The organism is Polynucleobacter sp. JS-JIR-II-b4 (genome assembly GCF_018687815.1).
Classification (GTDB): Bacteria; Pseudomonadota; Gammaproteobacteria; order Burkholderiales; family Burkholderiaceae; genus Polynucleobacter.
In genome coordinates, this window is the sequence record NZ_CP061306.1 from 1,874,662 (window position 1) to 1,890,495 (window position 15,834).

Annotated in this window: 20 protein-coding genes; 4 read left to right on the plus strand and 16 right to left on the minus strand. The window is 45.7% G+C overall.

Annotation, left to right across the window (positions count from 1 at the left end):
* Positions 1-67: 67 nt before the first annotated feature.
* Positions 68-658: an aminoacyl-tRNA hydrolase gene (pth, locus tag ICV90_RS09465; protein WP_215358680.1), complete on the plus strand. Its 591-nt coding sequence runs from the start codon at positions 68-70 to the stop codon at positions 656-658.
* 5 nt (positions 659-663) lie between these two features.
* Here pth and ICV90_RS09470 read toward each other — a convergent pair whose 3' ends face one another.
* Genes ICV90_RS09470 through ICV90_RS09490 form a run of 5 tightly spaced genes read right to left on the minus strand, consistent with a single transcriptional unit; the run spans position 664 to position 4,810 of the window.
* Positions 664-930 carry a YfhL family 4Fe-4S dicluster ferredoxin gene (locus ICV90_RS09470; protein WP_215358681.1) on the minus strand — a complete coding sequence of 89 codons (267 nt, stop codon included), beginning with the start codon at positions 928-930 and terminating at the stop codon, positions 664-666.
* A 25-nt stretch (positions 931-955) separates the two neighbouring features.
* Positions 956-1,453 carry a pantetheine-phosphate adenylyltransferase gene (coaD, locus tag ICV90_RS09475; protein ID WP_215358682.1) on the minus strand — a complete coding sequence of 166 codons (498 nt, stop codon included), beginning with the start codon at positions 1,451-1,453 and terminating at the stop codon, positions 956-958.
* Positions 1,454-1,489: 36 nt separating this feature from the next.
* A complete protein-coding gene (rsmD, locus tag ICV90_RS09480; RefSeq protein ID WP_251367724.1) occupies positions 1,490-2,062 on the minus strand; it encodes a 16S rRNA (guanine(966)-N(2))-methyltransferase RsmD in 573 nt (190 codons plus the stop codon).
* Between the two features lie 46 nt (positions 2,063-2,108).
* Entirely contained in the window at positions 2,109-3,449 is a 1,341-nt protein-coding gene (locus tag ICV90_RS09485) for a pitrilysin family protein (RefSeq protein ID WP_251367725.1), read from the minus strand.
* Positions 3,446-4,810: a pitrilysin family protein gene (locus tag ICV90_RS09490; protein WP_215358683.1), complete on the minus strand. Its 1,365-nt coding sequence runs from the start codon at positions 4,808-4,810 to the stop codon at positions 3,446-3,448. Before ICV90_RS09490 ends, ICV90_RS09485 begins: the two co-directional genes overlap by 4 nt.
* Before the next feature lie 63 nt (positions 4,811-4,873).
* Between ICV90_RS09490 and ftsY the strand changes: the two genes are divergently transcribed.
* Positions 4,874-5,764, plus strand: coding sequence for a signal recognition particle-docking protein FtsY (gene ftsY / locus ICV90_RS09495; protein ID WP_215358684.1), 891 nt, complete (start codon positions 4,874-4,876; stop codon positions 5,762-5,764).
* Between the two features lie 93 nt (positions 5,765-5,857).
* The gene (rpoH, locus tag ICV90_RS09500; RefSeq protein WP_215358685.1) at positions 5,858-6,781 is read left to right on the plus strand and encodes an RNA polymerase sigma factor RpoH; all 924 of its coding nucleotides are present in this window, start codon (positions 5,858-5,860) and stop codon (positions 6,779-6,781) included.
* A 41-nt stretch (positions 6,782-6,822) separates the two neighbouring features.
* Here rpoH and ICV90_RS09505 read toward each other — a convergent pair whose 3' ends face one another.
* From ICV90_RS09505 to ICV90_RS09525, 5 genes are read right to left on the minus strand one after another with little or no spacing between them, the layout of a single operon-like run.
* Positions 6,823-7,407 (minus strand): SCO family protein, encoded by a 585-nt coding sequence (locus ICV90_RS09505; RefSeq protein WP_215358686.1) that lies wholly within the window; start codon positions 7,405-7,407, stop codon positions 6,823-6,825.
* A 7-nt stretch (positions 7,408-7,414) separates the two neighbouring features.
* Positions 7,415-8,308 carry a heme o synthase gene (gene cyoE / locus ICV90_RS09510; protein ID WP_215358687.1) on the minus strand — a complete coding sequence of 298 codons (894 nt, stop codon included), beginning with the start codon at positions 8,306-8,308 and terminating at the stop codon, positions 7,415-7,417.
* 2 nt (positions 8,309-8,310) lie between these two features.
* The gene (locus ICV90_RS09515; protein ID WP_215358688.1) at positions 8,311-9,432 is read right to left on the minus strand and encodes a heme A synthase; all 1,122 of its coding nucleotides are present in this window, start codon (positions 9,430-9,432) and stop codon (positions 8,311-8,313) included.
* On the minus strand, positions 9,432-10,088 hold the full coding sequence (locus ICV90_RS09520; protein WP_215358689.1) for a hypothetical protein: 657 nt from the start codon (positions 10,086-10,088) through the stop codon (positions 9,432-9,434). Before ICV90_RS09520 ends, ICV90_RS09515 begins: the two co-directional genes overlap by 1 nt.
* Positions 10,085-10,873 (minus strand): SURF1 family protein, encoded by a 789-nt coding sequence (locus ICV90_RS09525; protein WP_251367726.1) that lies wholly within the window; start codon positions 10,871-10,873, stop codon positions 10,085-10,087. Before ICV90_RS09525 ends, ICV90_RS09520 begins: the two co-directional genes overlap by 4 nt.
* A gap of 14 nt (positions 10,874-10,887) precedes the next feature.
* Between ICV90_RS09525 and ICV90_RS09530 the strand changes: the two genes are divergently transcribed.
* Positions 10,888-11,100 (plus strand): twin transmembrane helix small protein, encoded by a 213-nt coding sequence (locus ICV90_RS09530; RefSeq protein ID WP_215358690.1) that lies wholly within the window; start codon positions 10,888-10,890, stop codon positions 11,098-11,100.
* A gap of 66 nt (positions 11,101-11,166) precedes the next feature.
* On the opposite strand, the gene ICV90_RS09535 is transcribed toward ICV90_RS09530, so the two are convergent.
* From ICV90_RS09535 to coxB, 6 genes are read right to left on the minus strand one after another with little or no spacing between them, the layout of a single operon-like run.
* Positions 11,167-12,021 (minus strand): cytochrome c oxidase subunit 3, encoded by an 855-nt coding sequence (locus ICV90_RS09535; RefSeq protein ID WP_215358691.1) that lies wholly within the window; start codon positions 12,019-12,021, stop codon positions 11,167-11,169.
* 29 nt (positions 12,022-12,050) lie between these two features.
* Positions 12,051-12,224, minus strand: coding sequence for a DUF2970 domain-containing protein (locus ICV90_RS09540; protein ID WP_083564235.1), 174 nt, complete (start codon positions 12,222-12,224; stop codon positions 12,051-12,053).
* 17 nt (positions 12,225-12,241) lie between these two features.
* The gene (locus ICV90_RS09545) at positions 12,242-12,826 is read right to left on the minus strand and encodes a cytochrome c oxidase assembly protein (RefSeq protein ID WP_215360463.1); all 585 of its coding nucleotides are present in this window, start codon (positions 12,824-12,826) and stop codon (positions 12,242-12,244) included.
* Positions 12,827-12,839: 13 nt separating this feature from the next.
* Positions 12,840-12,971 carry a cytochrome oxidase small assembly protein gene (locus ICV90_RS10315; protein ID WP_251367727.1) on the minus strand — a complete coding sequence of 44 codons (132 nt, stop codon included), beginning with the start codon at positions 12,969-12,971 and terminating at the stop codon, positions 12,840-12,842.
* A complete protein-coding gene (gene ctaD, locus ICV90_RS09555) occupies positions 12,955-14,574 on the minus strand; it encodes a cytochrome c oxidase subunit I (RefSeq protein ID WP_215358693.1) in 1,620 nt (539 codons plus the stop codon). The genes ICV90_RS10315 and ctaD overlap by 17 nt, the downstream gene beginning before the upstream one ends.
* Positions 14,575-14,616: 42 nt before the next feature.
* Positions 14,617-15,687, minus strand: a complete 1,071-nt coding sequence (coxB, locus tag ICV90_RS09560; protein WP_371743898.1) for a cytochrome c oxidase subunit II — start codon at positions 15,685-15,687, stop codon at positions 14,617-14,619.
* Positions 15,688-15,834 lie beyond the last annotated feature (147 nt).

Here is a 15,834-nt window from a genome sequence, read left to right on the forward strand (position 1 = left end):
CCTTTTTTATTGCCCCCAGTTTTCATTCTTTTTTGGCGAAATGCTTTTATATCTTTAAACTCTCAGCATGACTAAATTAATTGTTGGCCTAGGCAACCCTGGAGATGAGCATGTAGAAGATCGGCACAATGCTGGCTTCTGGTTCGTTGACGCCTTGGCAAAACAACTAAGCACTCGTTTTGAATCTGAAAAACGCTTTCATGGCAAAGTTGCCAAAGCTAAGTGGGAAGGCGAAGATCTTTACTTACTCAAGCCAAGCACTTACATGAATCTGAGTGGGCAATCGGTTGGCGCGCTATGCCGCTTTCACAAAATCACCCCTGCAGATATTTTGGTAGTCCAAGATGAGCTGGATTTAAAGCCTGGTACTGCACGCCTGAAGTTAGGTGGAGGGAGTGGTGGTCACAATGGTTTGAAAGATATCCAAGCGCATTTAAGTACCCCGGATTATTGGCGCTTACGCCTGGGCATTGGCCACCCCAGAGATGTGGCTGGTGATGGACGTCCTATGGATGTGGCAGATTATGTATTACGTAGACCTCAATTGGCTGAGCAAAAACTCATTGATGCCAGCATTGAAAATGGTCTACAAATTTTGCCGCTCTTTTTAAAAGGCGACACTCAAAACGCCATGATGGATTTGCACTCCAAGGGCTAGGCTGCTTAAGCTGTATTGACTTTTTTAGCAGCAGTTAAGAGCGTGAACTTCACCATTAATTGATCTTGGGTTTCGGTGTGCTCAGGGTTAAATGGAATGCAGTCGACTGGACAAACCTGGCGACACTGGGGCGCATCATAGTGACCTACGCATTCAGTACATTTATCGGGATTGATTTCATAAATCTCCAAACCCATGTAGATGGCATCATTCGGACACTCTGGCTCGCAGACATCGCAGTTGATGCATTCGTCCGTAATCATTAACGCCATGATTTACTCGCCAAATTTCATTTGGTCACTCTTTATTCTGAGTGCCTGAAGCAATTTTTTGGACTAGCCATTTTTCCACTGATGGGAAAACAAACTTACTCACATCACCACCCATTGATGCAATTTCACGTACGAAGGTACCTGAAATAAATTGATACTGATCGGATGGAGTCAAAAATAGCGTTTCAACATCAGGAAGCAGGTAACGATTCATACCTGCCATTTGGAACTCATACTCAAAATCAGATACCGCACGTAAACCGCGCACAATCACGCGCGCTTGATGCTCGCGTGCAAAATCTTTTAATAAACCAGTAAAGCCAACGACTTTTACATTCGGGTAGTGGCCAAGCACTTCCTTGGCAATATCAATACGCTCTTGCAATGTAAAGAAGGGGCGCTTGCTACGGCTGTCCGCAACGCCAACAATCAACTCTGTAAAAATACTCGATGCACGGCGTACCAAGTCCTCGTGACCACGAGTAAATGGATCAAATGTTCCAGGGTATACGGCAACTGTCATAACGTTCCTAAGGCTTTATCGGCTACAGGCAAGAGTTTAGTCCCTTCCACTCCGAAATAGACAAGCTTTTACCTGCCCAGCCTCTAAGTATTTTCCACAATGCCAGCCTGGTAACAGGGCTTCTACCTCCTCGCGTGGGCGGCTAGAGGGAAATTCCACATAAATACCACCGCCCGCAGAGTCATCACATACTCTACCAGCCTCAATAACCGCGCGTTCCAATAGACTCGAATCTTGGAATGGTGGATCAATAAAAATTAAGTTGCTGGAACGATCTGCCTGCTGCTTCAGAAACTCAAGACTATCTCGTTGCAAAATTTCTACGAGGCCGGCGGCTGGTGAAGACTGCAATAAGGCAAAATTGGCCGTTAAATTTGCGCAAGCCCTTTTTTCTTTCTCAAGCAATACTACCAATACAGCACCTCTTGATGCAGCCTCAAAACCCAAGGCACCGGTACCCGCAAAAAGGTCTAGGCATCGCAAACCTGTTAAATCTTGTCCTAGCCAATTAAACAGCGTTTCCCGAATACGATCAGTTGTAGGACGCAAACCCGGAAGATCTAAAACCGTTAGCAAACGGCTTCTCCAGTTACCCCCAATAATCCGCACCTTCTTCGGCGGCTCAGTCTTTAGAGGCTTGTTTGCTTTATTGGGCTTATTTATTTTTTGCTCCCAATACAACAATCTTCATGCGATCCATTGCAAGATATTTTTTGAATGCAGCATTTACCTGCTCTAAAGTTACCGCCTCAATTTGCTTAGTCCATACATCCATCGTATCGAGCGGCAGGTCATTCCATGCAATTGAAGAGACGTTATCCAACAACTTACGATTGTTATCAATTCGCAGTGGATAACCGTTCACTAGGTTTGCTTTAGCAGCCATAAGCTCAGATGGAGTGGGTCCATCAGCAATAAATTGAGCAGTGGTAGAACTCATCACCTCTAAAGCCAGCGCAGCCTGATCACTCTTGGTTTGTAGACCTGCTTGAAAAATGCCATTCTCTTTTCCAGGAATAAAGTAACTAAACACGCTATATGCCAGACCGCGCTTCTCACGCACCTCAGCCATCAAGCGAGAGACAAAACCGCCGCCGCCTAAAACATAGTTACCAACTAGTAAGGGGAAGTAATCAGGGTTGTTGCGAGCAACCGCCGTCATCCCCATAGCAATGTGGGCCTGCTGAGAGTCAAAAGGAATTTGAATTTCTCTTTGTGCCAGAGGCTCCACAGGAGAGCGCTCGAGTTCAGGCAACTTCGCAATAGGCTGACCTGAAGCAGGAATCTGCTTTAACAAAGCTTTGACAATTTCCTCCGCTTGAGCACGGTCAATATCGCCAACAATACTCACAATCATGCGATCACCGCGATAAAACAGCTTATGAAATTGCACTAGGTCATTCGCGCTTACAGCAGCAACTGATTTCACTGTTGGCGAATCAGCTAGGGGATAGTTTCCATATACTGATTTTTTAAAACGACGTTCGAGAACAAACTCGGGTTTTGTTTCCGCCTCAAGCAAACTTGTTATCGTTCTTTGTTTCTCACGCTCAACAATCTTTGAATCGTAAGTCGGCGCGCTCAACATAGCAGCAGCTAGTTGTACTGCTCTATCGCGCAAGTCTTTTCGACTCAAACTGCGAATGCGCAAGATTGCTCGCTCGCCGCTCACAGATAAGCCAATATTTGCTCCAAGATCAGCGATTTCATCAGCTATTTGAGCTTCAGTGAGAACCCCTTTTTCGCTCTTAACCCCATAATTCATCAGGCCTGCAACCATATCGGCTAGGCCACTTTTGCCAGCAGGGTCATAGCGATCGCCTGCATCAATGCTCACTTCAATGTCTACCATCGGCAACGCTTTGGTTTGTACTAAATATGCCTTGGCGCCCTTATAAGAATCTAACTTCTCGATCGGCAAGATGGCGTGCGCATTACCAAGCAAGCCAAAAGTAAAGAGGCAAACTGATATACCTTTAATGAAGAGATTCATCATTTGCCCTCCTTACCGGCAGCTTGACGCACCTGAGGATCTAATACCGCAATCGTGAGACCTTCATCAACTAGGTATTTCTTAGCAACAGCTTGAACTTGTGCGGGAGTAATGGATTGCATTTTTTCTAACATGTAATCGATGTCCTTCCAAGAAAATCCTGCCATCTCTGTGCTGCCAATTTCCATTGCTTGGCCAAAGATAGAATCCCGTTTATAGATTTGCTCAGACAGAATGCGCACCTTAATTCTCTTGAGCTCAGACTCCAGAATCCCTTTTTGCTTTAATTCGGCAAGCGCCTTCCGGATGCTTACCTGAGCCTGATCGACTGTTTTTCCTTTAGCCATCGTGGCGCTAATTAAGAATAGTTCTGGCCCACGAGAAATCATGTCGTAGCCAACACCCACATCATTCACTACTTTTTCCTGCTTAACGAGAGTGCGATTTAAGCGGGCATTGTCATAGCCATCCAGCACTGCTGTCAGAAGCTCTAAGGCATATGGCTCGGGGTCATCCAGCTTGCCAGGCTCGAGACGGGGCACCTTCCAAGCCATGGTTAGTTGAGCGCTATCAGCTGGCGCCCTTACCTGAACCTGCTTAATACCTTTTTGAGGTGGCTCAATTTGTGGCTTACGCACTGGCAACTCATGAGCAACGGCAGCGCCGTAATACTTCTCCGCCATATTCAATACTTTTTTAGCATCCACATCACCGCTGATGACTACGGTTGCATTGTTTGGCTTATACCAACTGCGATACCAATCTCGCGCATCGGATGCCTTCATATTCTCTAAGTCATTCATCCAACCAATAACGGGGTGGCGATATGGAGAACTCATATAAGCAGTTGCCATTAATGATTCGTTGAGCAAACTACTTGGATTGTCTTCTGTTCGTAAGCGACGCTCTTCCATGATGACCTGAATTTCTTTTAAGAATTCTGCATCATCAAAATTGAGGTTAGACATCCGATCTGCTTCAAGCTTGATTACGTCTTCTAATTTTGATTTTTCAACTTGCTGAAAATAAGCGGTGTAATCGCGCGAGGTAAATGCATTTTCGCGCCCACCGACCGCGGCTACCAAGCGAGAAAATTCGCCTGCCTTTACTTTGTCAGTACCTTTAAACATCATGTGCTCAAGCACATGAGCCACTCCAGTCTTACCATTGACCTCATCCATGGAGCCAGCACGATACCAAGCCATATGAGCTACTGTTGGCGCACGATGATCTTCCCTGACAATCAATTTGAGGCCATTGCTCAACCGATACTCATGCGTATCCCCTGAATCAGGACCAGCAGCCCAAGTCAGCTGGCTAAATACGAAGAATAAAAAGGAAATTCGGAGTAAATTGGAAAGCATCTGCTAAATCACCATATCCCTAGAATTAAATTGATAAGATGCAAGGTTTAAATTGTATCGATTATGTTCGGCTTACGTAAAACCCTCGGATCCCTTTTCAAATCAAGCAAGATTGATGAATCTTGGTTTGAAACTTTAGAAGAATCACTCATTCAAAGTGATGTGGGTCTACCTACGACTGAACAACTCATCACCAAACTACGCAAAGCAGCCAAGTCTGAAAAGGCTTCTAGTCCAGAAGAGTTGCAAGCTCTTCTCATTCAAGAAGTCAGCGCCCTATTAACTGCTATTGAACCTTTACCAAACCCACTGTTTACAAGTGATAAGCCTAACACCCCAGAGGTATGGTTGGTTGTAGGGGTAAATGGAGCCGGCAAGACTACGACCATTGGCAAACTCTGCCGACTCTTTCAGTCTCAAGGTAAGTCAGTTCTTTTAGCTGCAGGCGATACCTTTAGAGCTGCGGCACGTAATCAGCTTCAGGAGTGGGGTGGACGCAACCAGGTTGACGTTATTACTCAAGAAGGTGGTGATGCAGCAGCCGTTGCACACGACGCCATTCATGCTGCCATCTCTCGCAAGAACGATATTCTCATCATTGACACTGCAGGCCGTCTTGCTACCCAAGACAACCTCATGGAAGAGCTTAAGAAAGTAAAACGCGTCATTGGTAAAGTGCTTCCTGGGGCACCTCATCACACCCTGCTTGTTTTGGATGGCAATACCGGACAGAATGGCTTGAGCCAGGTAAAGGCCTTCCATGCCGCTCTTGGCCTAACTGGAATCATCGTTACAAAGCTTGATGGCACTGCTAAGGGCGGCGTGATCTGCGCCCTAGCCCACACCCTACAAGATGGCCCAAAACCCGCTGTTCTAGCCCTAGGCAAGGGCGAAGGGATTGAAGATTTAGCCCCCTTCACAGCAGAACAATATTCATCTGAATTATTCAATTAAATCAATAGCTTACAGGTCATTAAAACCATTAGCACTCTCTTGACAAGAGTGCTAAAATAGACTTCTATTAACACCTCATATTTATAAGAAAAAATGGTTCAAAAGAAATCCGACAAACCGAATTTGCAAACGCTGCCAGTCGCGCAGACTGCGTCGGCGTCTGCATTTCCAATGCTGCCAACTCTTGGGGTTGGCACTCTCGACTCATACATTTCGTACGTTAATCGCGTACCAATGCTTAGTGCTGCAGAAGAATTACATCTTGCGCAGGAATTTCGTCGTACTGAAAATGTCGATGCCGCTAAAACTTTAGTACTCTCTCATTTACGCTTAGTAGTTTCTGTTGCTCGCCAATATCTTGGCTATGGAATCCCGCATGCCGACTTAATTCAAGAAGGCAATATTGGCTTGATGAAAGCCGTTAAACGCTATGACCCAAACAATGGTGCACGTTTAGTGTCGTATGCAATCCATTGGATCAAAGCAGAAATTCATGAGTACATTCTCAAGAATTGGCGCTTAGTAAAAACTGCAACTACTAAAGCACAACGCAAATTATTCTTTAACTTACGCAGCAACAAACCTACCTTAAGTGCGCTTACACCTAGTGAAGTTGAAGCATTGGCTAAAGCACTTGATGTCAAAGGTTCTGACGTTAAAGAAATGGAAATTCGCCTTGCTGGTGGGGATATCGCTTTAGAAGGCGATGACAGCGACGATGAGTCTGCTTACGCTCCTATTCAATGGTTAGCAGATAACTCTCAAGAGCCTACCGCTCGCATTGCTAGTGCTGAAGCGGATGCCCTTCAAGGCCCCAAACTAGACCAAGCACTGATGGCTTTAGATGAGCGTAGTCGCAATATTGTGCAATCTCGGTGGTTAGCGATGGATGCCGAAGGTAATGGCACGAAAACATTGCATGACCTAGCCGATGAATATGGCATCTCCGCAGAACGCGTTCGCCAAATTGAAACTGCCGCTCTCAAAAAGATGCGCGGCTTGCTACAAGCAGCTTAATCAATCAAGAAGTTTGCAGACAGCAAACTTCTTAACTTTTCTTACTTCAGCAATTCTTTCAAGTCATGTGCCAAGGTCTCTGGACCTTGGGCGTGCTTGATATACAAACGTAGGTGACCTTGAGGATCAAATGCATAGCTGCCTGCCGTGTGATCCATTGTGTAAGAGCCCGGCTTTGCTCCTGGCACCTTCTTGTAATAAATCTTAAAGTCTTTGGCCACCTTCTCTAAGGAGGCTTCATCTGCGGGACGCAAACCCAAGAAGCAGGAATCAAATGCAGGCACATACTGCTTCAGAATTTCTGCGGTGTCGCGCTCTGGGTCTACAGTGACAAAAAGTACCTGCACCTTATCGGACTGAGGACCCAAGAGGGTCATGACTTGCTGCATTTCAGTTAAGGTGGTCGGGCAAATATCAGGGCATTGGGTGTATCCAAAAAACATCACAACCACTTTGCCTTTGAAGTCTGCCAAGGTTCTAACCTTGCCATCAGGATCTACCAAACTAAAGTCTTTGCCAAACGCCGTACTACCAGTGATATCAATATTTTTAAACTCTGGCTTTGGGCTACAAGCACTCAATACAAAACAAATAATTGCTAAAAAGCAAATGCGCAGAAAATTCATATTGATCTCAGAGGAAATAATGATCTATCAAGAGCGCTGCAAAGAGTAGCGAAAGATAGGTAATTGAAAATCGGAATGTCTTTTTAGCCAACGCATCGCTGTAGGAAATAAATAGCGCAAGCACGTAGGCTAAGAACATTAATCCCAGAATAATTGCGGAGACTAAATACACCATACCGCTCATCCCGTAAATATAGGGCAGCATCGTAGCTGCAATCAAAATCAGGGTATAAAGCACGATATTGAGAAGCGTGAAACGCTCTCCGTGAGTTACTGGCAACATTGGTAAGCCCGATTGAACATAGTCATCGCGACGATACAAAGCCAATGCCCAGAAATGCGGAGGAGTCCATACGAAAATAATCAGAACTAAAAGCCAAGCTTCTGCAGAAACGGTATTAGTCACTGCGGCCCAGCCCAAGGCTGGTGGCATTGCGCCAGATAAACCGCCAATGACAATATTTTGCGGCGTGGCAGGCTTTAATAACCAGGTATAGATCACTGCATAACCAACGAAGGTGGCAAGTGTTAGCCACATTGTTAATGGGTTACAGAAATTCCACAAAATAATCATTCCAAGTGAACCTAGAACAATTGAGAAAATAATGATGTGAAAAGGCGTGACTTCGCCGGTGGCCGATGGACGCCAAGCAGTGCGCTTCATCTTGGCATCAACAGCTTGCTCAATCAAACAGTTCACTGCAAATGCGGCACCAGCCAAAAGCCAGATACCAACGATGCCACCAAAGAGCACTGGGTAGGGAACCATGCCGGGCGTCGCCAAGAACATTCCAATCACCGCACAAAAAACGGCGAGCTGAGTCACTCTCGGTTTAGTTAAAACCCAATATTGACGCCAACGTGGCATAGCCACAGGTGCGCTTGTTTTAGAGTCACTCATATTTACGCCATCTTCTTTTGAATGAAAGGCTTCCAAGAAGCCCAATAACTCATTCTGACCAAACAGAATACCAAAGCTGCAGAGCCAGCAGTGTGTAATAAAGCAGCCATTAACGGCCACTGAAACACCACATTAGAAATACCAGTGATGACTTGCAATAAAAGTACCGCCAGCAAAAGCTTGGCTACTTGACTAAGGCCTGATAGAACTGGGGTTGCCAGCGCAAGAGCGCTCCAGCCCATCGTACCAAGCACGACCAAGACCAGCATGGCAAAAAGGCGATGCGCCCAATGGATCGTTTGCAATGCCGCAGGGGAAATAAATTCTCCTTGAGCATTGAGCCCCAATTGACGCCAGAGTGTAAAGCCCTCACTCCAATTAGTCTCAGGCCAGGCACTACCCAAACAGGTGGGGAAATCAGGGCAAGCTAGTACTGCGTAATTAGTACTCACCCATGCACCTAGGAAAACCTGGGTGAATAAAACAATAAAAGAAAGGGTGAGGAGTTGCCCAGAAAGCGGCCGTACGCGAATGGTACGAATAGCAGAGGACTTGCTCTCCCATGACTGCTGCGCATACGCTGTTAAGCAAGCCAATAAGATCAAGGCCAACATCAAGTGAATCGTAACGATGATTGGCTGCAACTTCAGGGTAACAGTCCAAGCACCAAAGGCACCTTGAACACAGACTAATAAGAGCAAGCCCAAGCTGCCGAGTAAAGGATTTTTTCCTAAGGACTTCAGTTTAGAAAATGCAATAGCCACTTGTACCAAAATCAATGTACCTACTGTCATAGCTAAGTAGCGATGAATCATTTCAATCCAAGCCTTAATGACCGTCACAGGCCCAGTCGGCAAGGCGCTCTCAGCTTGCTGAATATCGCCAAGCGCATGAAAAGGATTGGAGGTGCCGTAGCATCCAGGCCAATCAGGGCAGCCCAGCCCAGAGTCAGTAAGGCGTGTAAATGCACCAAATACAATTAGATCAAAGGTCATGAAGACCAAGACCCAATTGAGTTTTTGCAACAAGCTATAGCCAGGCTTTTTCCAAATGAAGAAGAGCGGTAGGCCAGCAAAAATAATAGCGATGGCTGCCAGCTCCAGAAATAAAATCAGACTGGGCATTACAAACTTTCGCCCTTGTGATTTAACTTCAGAAGCTTTTCCAAGTCTTTCTTCATACTAGAAAATTCTTTAGGGGAATTTGTCACTGGGAAATACATCATCTTGGCAGGACTTGGGTCAATCAACTGAATTTCCTGTCCTACACCTTCCTTATTTAACCAAGCCTCAAAGTCAGCCCTTTGCTTTGGGTCGGAGGGCAATGTAAGTACCTTAAGCCCCGCCGTCTTTTCGTCATAAATCTTGAGGACCTCAGGGTCAACAGGCTTACCATCTGTATTCACCCAGATCAATTGCAAGCGTCCACTTTCTCTACCCATAGCCACTCTGGTTTGGCGCATCAGAAATAAAGCTTCAATACATTTCTCATCTTTGATGTGACATTCACCAGCTGGACGAGCAACCAAGAGAGTCCACTTACCCTGGAGTGGGGCATCAAGCCACGCCGCATTGAACTCTTGCGCTGGATATACGAGTGTTCCGAAATTGGTTTTTCCGCCCTCAGGTTTAATCACGTAATAAGCAAAGTAAGAGGCAAGAACTGGGGAGGCGCAGGCTAACAATAGCAACAACATCTGAATGCGGCCACGACGCGTACGCGCATTAATAGCAGATGCATCTATCTGTGAAGCCGGAATTAATAACTCTTTATCACTCACTCTTGATCCCCATTCGCTAATTCCTGTCGTTTATATTGCCGCAGGCCATTTAGTAACCAAAATAAAAATCCAGCAAGAGCCAAGGCAAACCACTGGAATGCATAAGCATAATGGCGATCGACTCCGCTTGTCAGGGGTGCCCAATCGCGGATTAAGCCATCCACCGCACCAACCTCAAGCTCACGCAAGATAAAGGGCGCTTGGCTCCAACCATGCAGCTTGCCTTCAGCCGTTAAATCAAAATTTTGCTCAATTCTTGGCTTGTTGATATCAGTAGAAATCTTGCTACTACCCAGCTCATAGACTTTCCCCGGATGAGCAAATACGATACCTTCAATATTGACTACCTTGTTTGGAGTTTGCACTGGCGGCAGCGTTTCACGATTTTCATTGTTACGCGGTGCCCAACCTCGATTGACCCAAAGGACCTCATGCCTCCCCTCAAGCATCAAAGGCATCATCAGGTAAAAGCCAGACTGTGCGGTGGCACTACCTTCAGGTGGAATAGGTCTTGGCCTGTTATCCAACCAAACTGCCGCCTCAGGAATATATTGTCCACGAGCACTCATGCGACGCTCACCCGCCTCTTCCAAAGTCCATGGTCCTGCATTCGCACTCAAGATAGGCATTTGTTGGCGAGCCTGTAAAGTCGCTGCCAAGGCAATTTTGGTATTAGCCCTGCTTAGTTGCCAGACCCCAGCACCACAGCCGATCGCAATGACCAGCAAGGCTGATAAAGTAGCGACTATGCGCTTGGCAACGAGGGCAAAAAACAGCTTATTCAATTGAGGGATTTGAGATGAAGTGGATTATTCCTATTGTCCTACTAATGATTGTTTTTAGCTTAGGATCGGCTTTGTATTACATGATGAAAGATAGGGGAAATAGTTCCCGAATGGTTCATTCGTTGATGCTGCGCATTGGATTATCGGTCGCACTATTTTTAGGCATCCTCCTGGCCCATTACTTTGGCCTCATTGAGGCTACCGGCATCAAGGTTGGAACTAATTAATCGTTAACGCACAAAACAAGAGCACTAAAACAAATCGGGGCTTTTAAGCCCCGATTTTTATTCAACTTACATCCAGTAAACAGCGATGTACAGGCCAAGCCAGACTACGTCAACGAAGTGCCAGTACCAAGCAGCACCTTCAAAAGCGAAGTGATGTTTAGCAGTAAAGTCGCCACGAATCATACGGCGCAATACGATCGCCAGCATGGTGCCGCCAAGGAAAACGTGGAAACCATGGAAACCAGTCAACATAAAGAATGTGGAACCGTAGATACCTGATGTGAGCTTCAAATTGAGCTCATGGTAAGCATGGTAGTACTCAAAAACCTGGAAGCACAAGAAGATGAAACCCAGACCAACAGTTGCAGCCAAGCCAATAATGGCCTTCTTCATGTGGTTCTCTACCAATGCATGGTGAGCAATAGTAATAGTTACGCCAGAGCTCAACAGCAACAATGTGTTGATGGTTGGAATCGGCCATGGACCCATAGTGGTGAATTTCTCAACCAATCCAGCAGGACCATCGTTTGGCCATACAGCCTGGAAATTAGGCCAAAGCAATTTGCTTTCAACATCACCCATCCAAGGCATTGCAATATTGCGTGCGTAAAAGAGGGCTGCAAAGAATGCTCCGAAGAACATGATTTCTGAGAAGATGAACCAAGCCATTGACCAGCGATAAGAAATGTCAACGTTGACACCATTCTTGCCAGCATTAGATTCAGCAATCGTATCGCCGAACCAGTGGTAGAGCACAAATAGAACCCATGCCACACCAACTAAGCTCAGAGCACCGCCCCAAGAAGTGTGATTTACCCAGCCAGACATACCAGCGCCAAATGCAATTAAGCCGGCAGCAGCCATGGCAGGATGCCTAGATAGTCCAGGGACGAAATAGTATGGGGTTGAATTGGATGACATCTTATTCTCTCTATTCAATCAAAAAATAATCAATGGGACACAACTGCTTTCACTATCAACAGGAGGACACCCATAAAAATCAAGGCGCCAACAACACCTGCAATGATAATGTGAACAAAACTGAGTGAAGCTACATCTTCCTGCAAACCTGATTGTTTACGCACACCCAAGAAGCCCCACATCACGGCCTTCATAGACTGCATAAAACTACTTTTTTTCTTCACGACACCACCTTTGACTTTGGAGCAGGTGGTGTACCACCCATACCCAACTCAAAGAAGGTATACGACAAAGTAATGGTTTTCACATCGTCCGGTAAACCCGCATCGATCACAAAAACTACCGGCATCTTTTTAGTTTCATTTGCCGCTAGTGTCTGCTCCTGAAAACAAAAACACTCTAACTTTGTAAAAAATTCTGTTGCGCTTTTAGGCGCATAACTTGGTATTGCCTGTGCTCGCACTTGGCGATTCTGATTATTAGTGACCTCATAAACAATCTCAGTCATTTCACCAGGATGCACTTCTAAAAAATTCTTTACCGGCTTAAAAGTAAACGGGCCTCGGCTATTAGAGTCAAACTCAATCGTCACCGTACGTGCATAGTTAACTTGGGTATTGCCAACCCTATTTGGGCTGAAAGCTCTGACACCATAGTCATTTTTGCTTGTTACAACATTAATCCCGGTAACCTCACACAAGGCTTTATACATTGGGACTAGTGCGTAACCAAATCCAAACATCATTACCGCTGCAATTAAGAGCTTTAATAAAATTTGGCGATTCAGTGATTGAGTTGAAACCATTGTCATCGCGGGATTAACCCAACATACTCCGTTTAATCACAATTCCAATAAAAAATACCAATACAACACTCAAAAGAATGAAGCCCATCCTGCGATTATTCGCAGCAAGGGCTTGCTTCTCTGAAGGCTTAAATTCCTGCTTCACGCATTTGCTCTGCACTAGGCGGAGTTTCAAAAGTGTGATGTGGCGCTGGAGAAGGAATGGTCCACTCCAAACCTTTAGCTCCATCCCATGGCTTCATCGGTGCTTTTTCACCTTGACCACGGTATGCAGGAAGCACAACGAAGAACAAGAAATAGACCTGCGACAAGCCAAAGCCCAATGCGCCGATTGAAGCAACCATATTGAAATCAGCAAACTGAGTAGGGTAGTCGGCATAACGACGTGGCATGCCTGCTAAGCCCAAGAAGTGCATTGGGAAGAATGTGATGTTAAAGAAAATCATGGAAGTCCAAAAATGGATCTTGCCGCGAGTTTCATTAGCCATAAAGCCAGTCCACTTAGGACACCAGTAGTAGAAGCCAGCGAACATGGCAAACAATGAACCCGCTACCAATACATAGTGGAAGTGCGCAACAACGTAGTAAGTGTCCTGAACACCAATATCAATTGGTGCCATTGCCAAGATCAAACCAGTAAAGCCGCCCATGGTGAAAACGAAGATAAAGCCGATAGCCCACAACATTGGAGTTTCGAAAGTCATCGAACCTTTCCACATTGTTGCAACCCAGTTAAAAATCTTCACGCCAGTTGGAACAGCAATCAACATTGTTGCGTACATGAAAAACAGCTGGCCAGTTACAGGCATGCCAGTTGCAAACATGTGGTGAGCCCAAACGATGAATGACAAGATCGCAATAGATGCGGTTGCATAAACCATTGAGCTATAGCCAAACAATGTTTTTCTGGAGAATGTTGGAATAATTTCACTGACGATTCCGAATGCAGGAAGAATCATGATGTAAACCTCTGGGTGACCAAAGAACCAGAAAATATGCTGGAACATGATTGGGTCGCCGCCGCCAACTGCGGAGAAGAATGAGGTACCGAAATGACGGTCAGTCAGAACCATAGTGATTGCGCCAGCCAATACAGGCATCACAGCAATCAACAAATAAGCAGTGATCAACCAAGTCCAGCAGAACATTGGCATTTTCATCAAAGTCATGCCAGGAGCGCGCATATTCAAGATGGTGACGATGATATTGATCGAACCCATGATGGAAGAGGCGCCCAATAAATGCAGAGCAAAAATAGCCATGTCCATGCCAGGACCCATTTGCGAGGTCAGCGGAGCATAGATAGTCCAACCACCTGATGGAGCGCCGCCAGGAACTAGGAATGAGCTAAATAACAAGCTTGCAGCCACCGGAAGAATCCAGAAGCTAAAGTTATTCATACGAGCAAACGCCATATCAGATGCGCCAATTTGCAAAGGCACCATCCAGTTCGCGAAGCCAACGAATGCCGGCATGATCGCGCCGAACACCATTACCAAACCATGCATAGTGGTTAGCTGATTAAAGAACTCAGGACGGAAAAACTGCAGTCCAGGCTGGAACAATTCCAGTCGAATTCCCAATGCCATCACACCGCCAGCTAACAAGCTAACAAATGAGAAGATCAAATACATCGTGCCGATGTCTTTGTGGTTAGTTGCAAACAACCAACGACGCCATCCGTGTGGCGTGTGATCATCATGCGCGTGATCGTGTGCGTGGTCGTGGGTAGTAGAGACTGTGCTCATGGATTACTCCGGTTTCGTTTTATCTGTATTAGTTAATCTGATTTACTGGCCGCGTGCGGTAATAATTTCTTGGGTCTGAATCACTTCACCCGTTTTATTACCCCATGAATTACGGGTATAGGTAATAACGGCTGCGATATCTCCATCGGAAAGCACGCCTGCCCACTTCGGCATTGCATTTTTACCGTTCAGCAAAATATTAAATTGGCCTGCTTTAGGTCCGTTGACCACTTTGCTGCCATCCAATGCTGGGAATGCGCCAGCACCTTTGCCATTTGGCTGGTGACAAGCTGCACAGTTCGCTGCATAGACTTTTGCGCCGCGCTCTTTCTGTTCGTCCAAGGTATAAACCTTCGATGGATCATCGCCGCCTGCACCCATTGCTTTTTTCTTCTCAGCAACCCAAGCGGTGTAGTCCTCTGGTGAAACTACTTTGACAACGATAGGCATGAAAGCGTGCTCTGCACCACAAAGCTCAGAGCACTGACCGCGGAATGTGCCAATCTTGTCAGCTCTAAACCAGGTATCACGAACGAAGCCTGGGATGGCATCTTGCTTTACGCCAAACGCCGGAATAGTCCAAGCATGAATAACGTCGTTAGCAGTAGTGATCAAGCGAATTTTTTTACCTACTGGCACAACCATTTCATTGTCTACTTCCATCAAATAGGTATTTGATTTAGGTGCCAAGTTGTTAATTGCTTCGCGTGATGTTGATAAGGTAGATAAGAAGCTGATGCCTTCGCCTTCACCCTTGATGTAGTCGTAACCCCACTTCCACTGATAACCAGTGGTCTTAATAGTGATATCAGAGTTAGTGGTGTCTTTCATTGCCACAACAGTTTTTGTTGCTGGCAATGCCATGCCGATAACGATCAACAGTGGAATGACTGTCCAAATGATTTCAACAGTCGTGCTCTCGTGGAAAGATGCTGATTTGTGACCCAATGATTTACGGTGCTTCAAGATGGAATAGAACATCACTCCAAAAACACCAATAAAAATTAAAGCGCAAATTACCAACATCATCCAATGCAACCAATGGATCTCTTGCATGATTTTGGTAGCAGGGGCTGTGAAATTCAGCTGATTAACAGCTGGGCCACCAGGCATGTTCTCTGCTGCATGTGCAAATGCAGCGCCAAAAGCAGCTACGAAATAGAGCGAAGCCCTAGTGACTTTTCCAAATAAATTCATCTTATTCTCTGTTTATTGTCGTGAGCAAAGCAGCAAAAATGCCACAAAATGCCCAAAAAACGG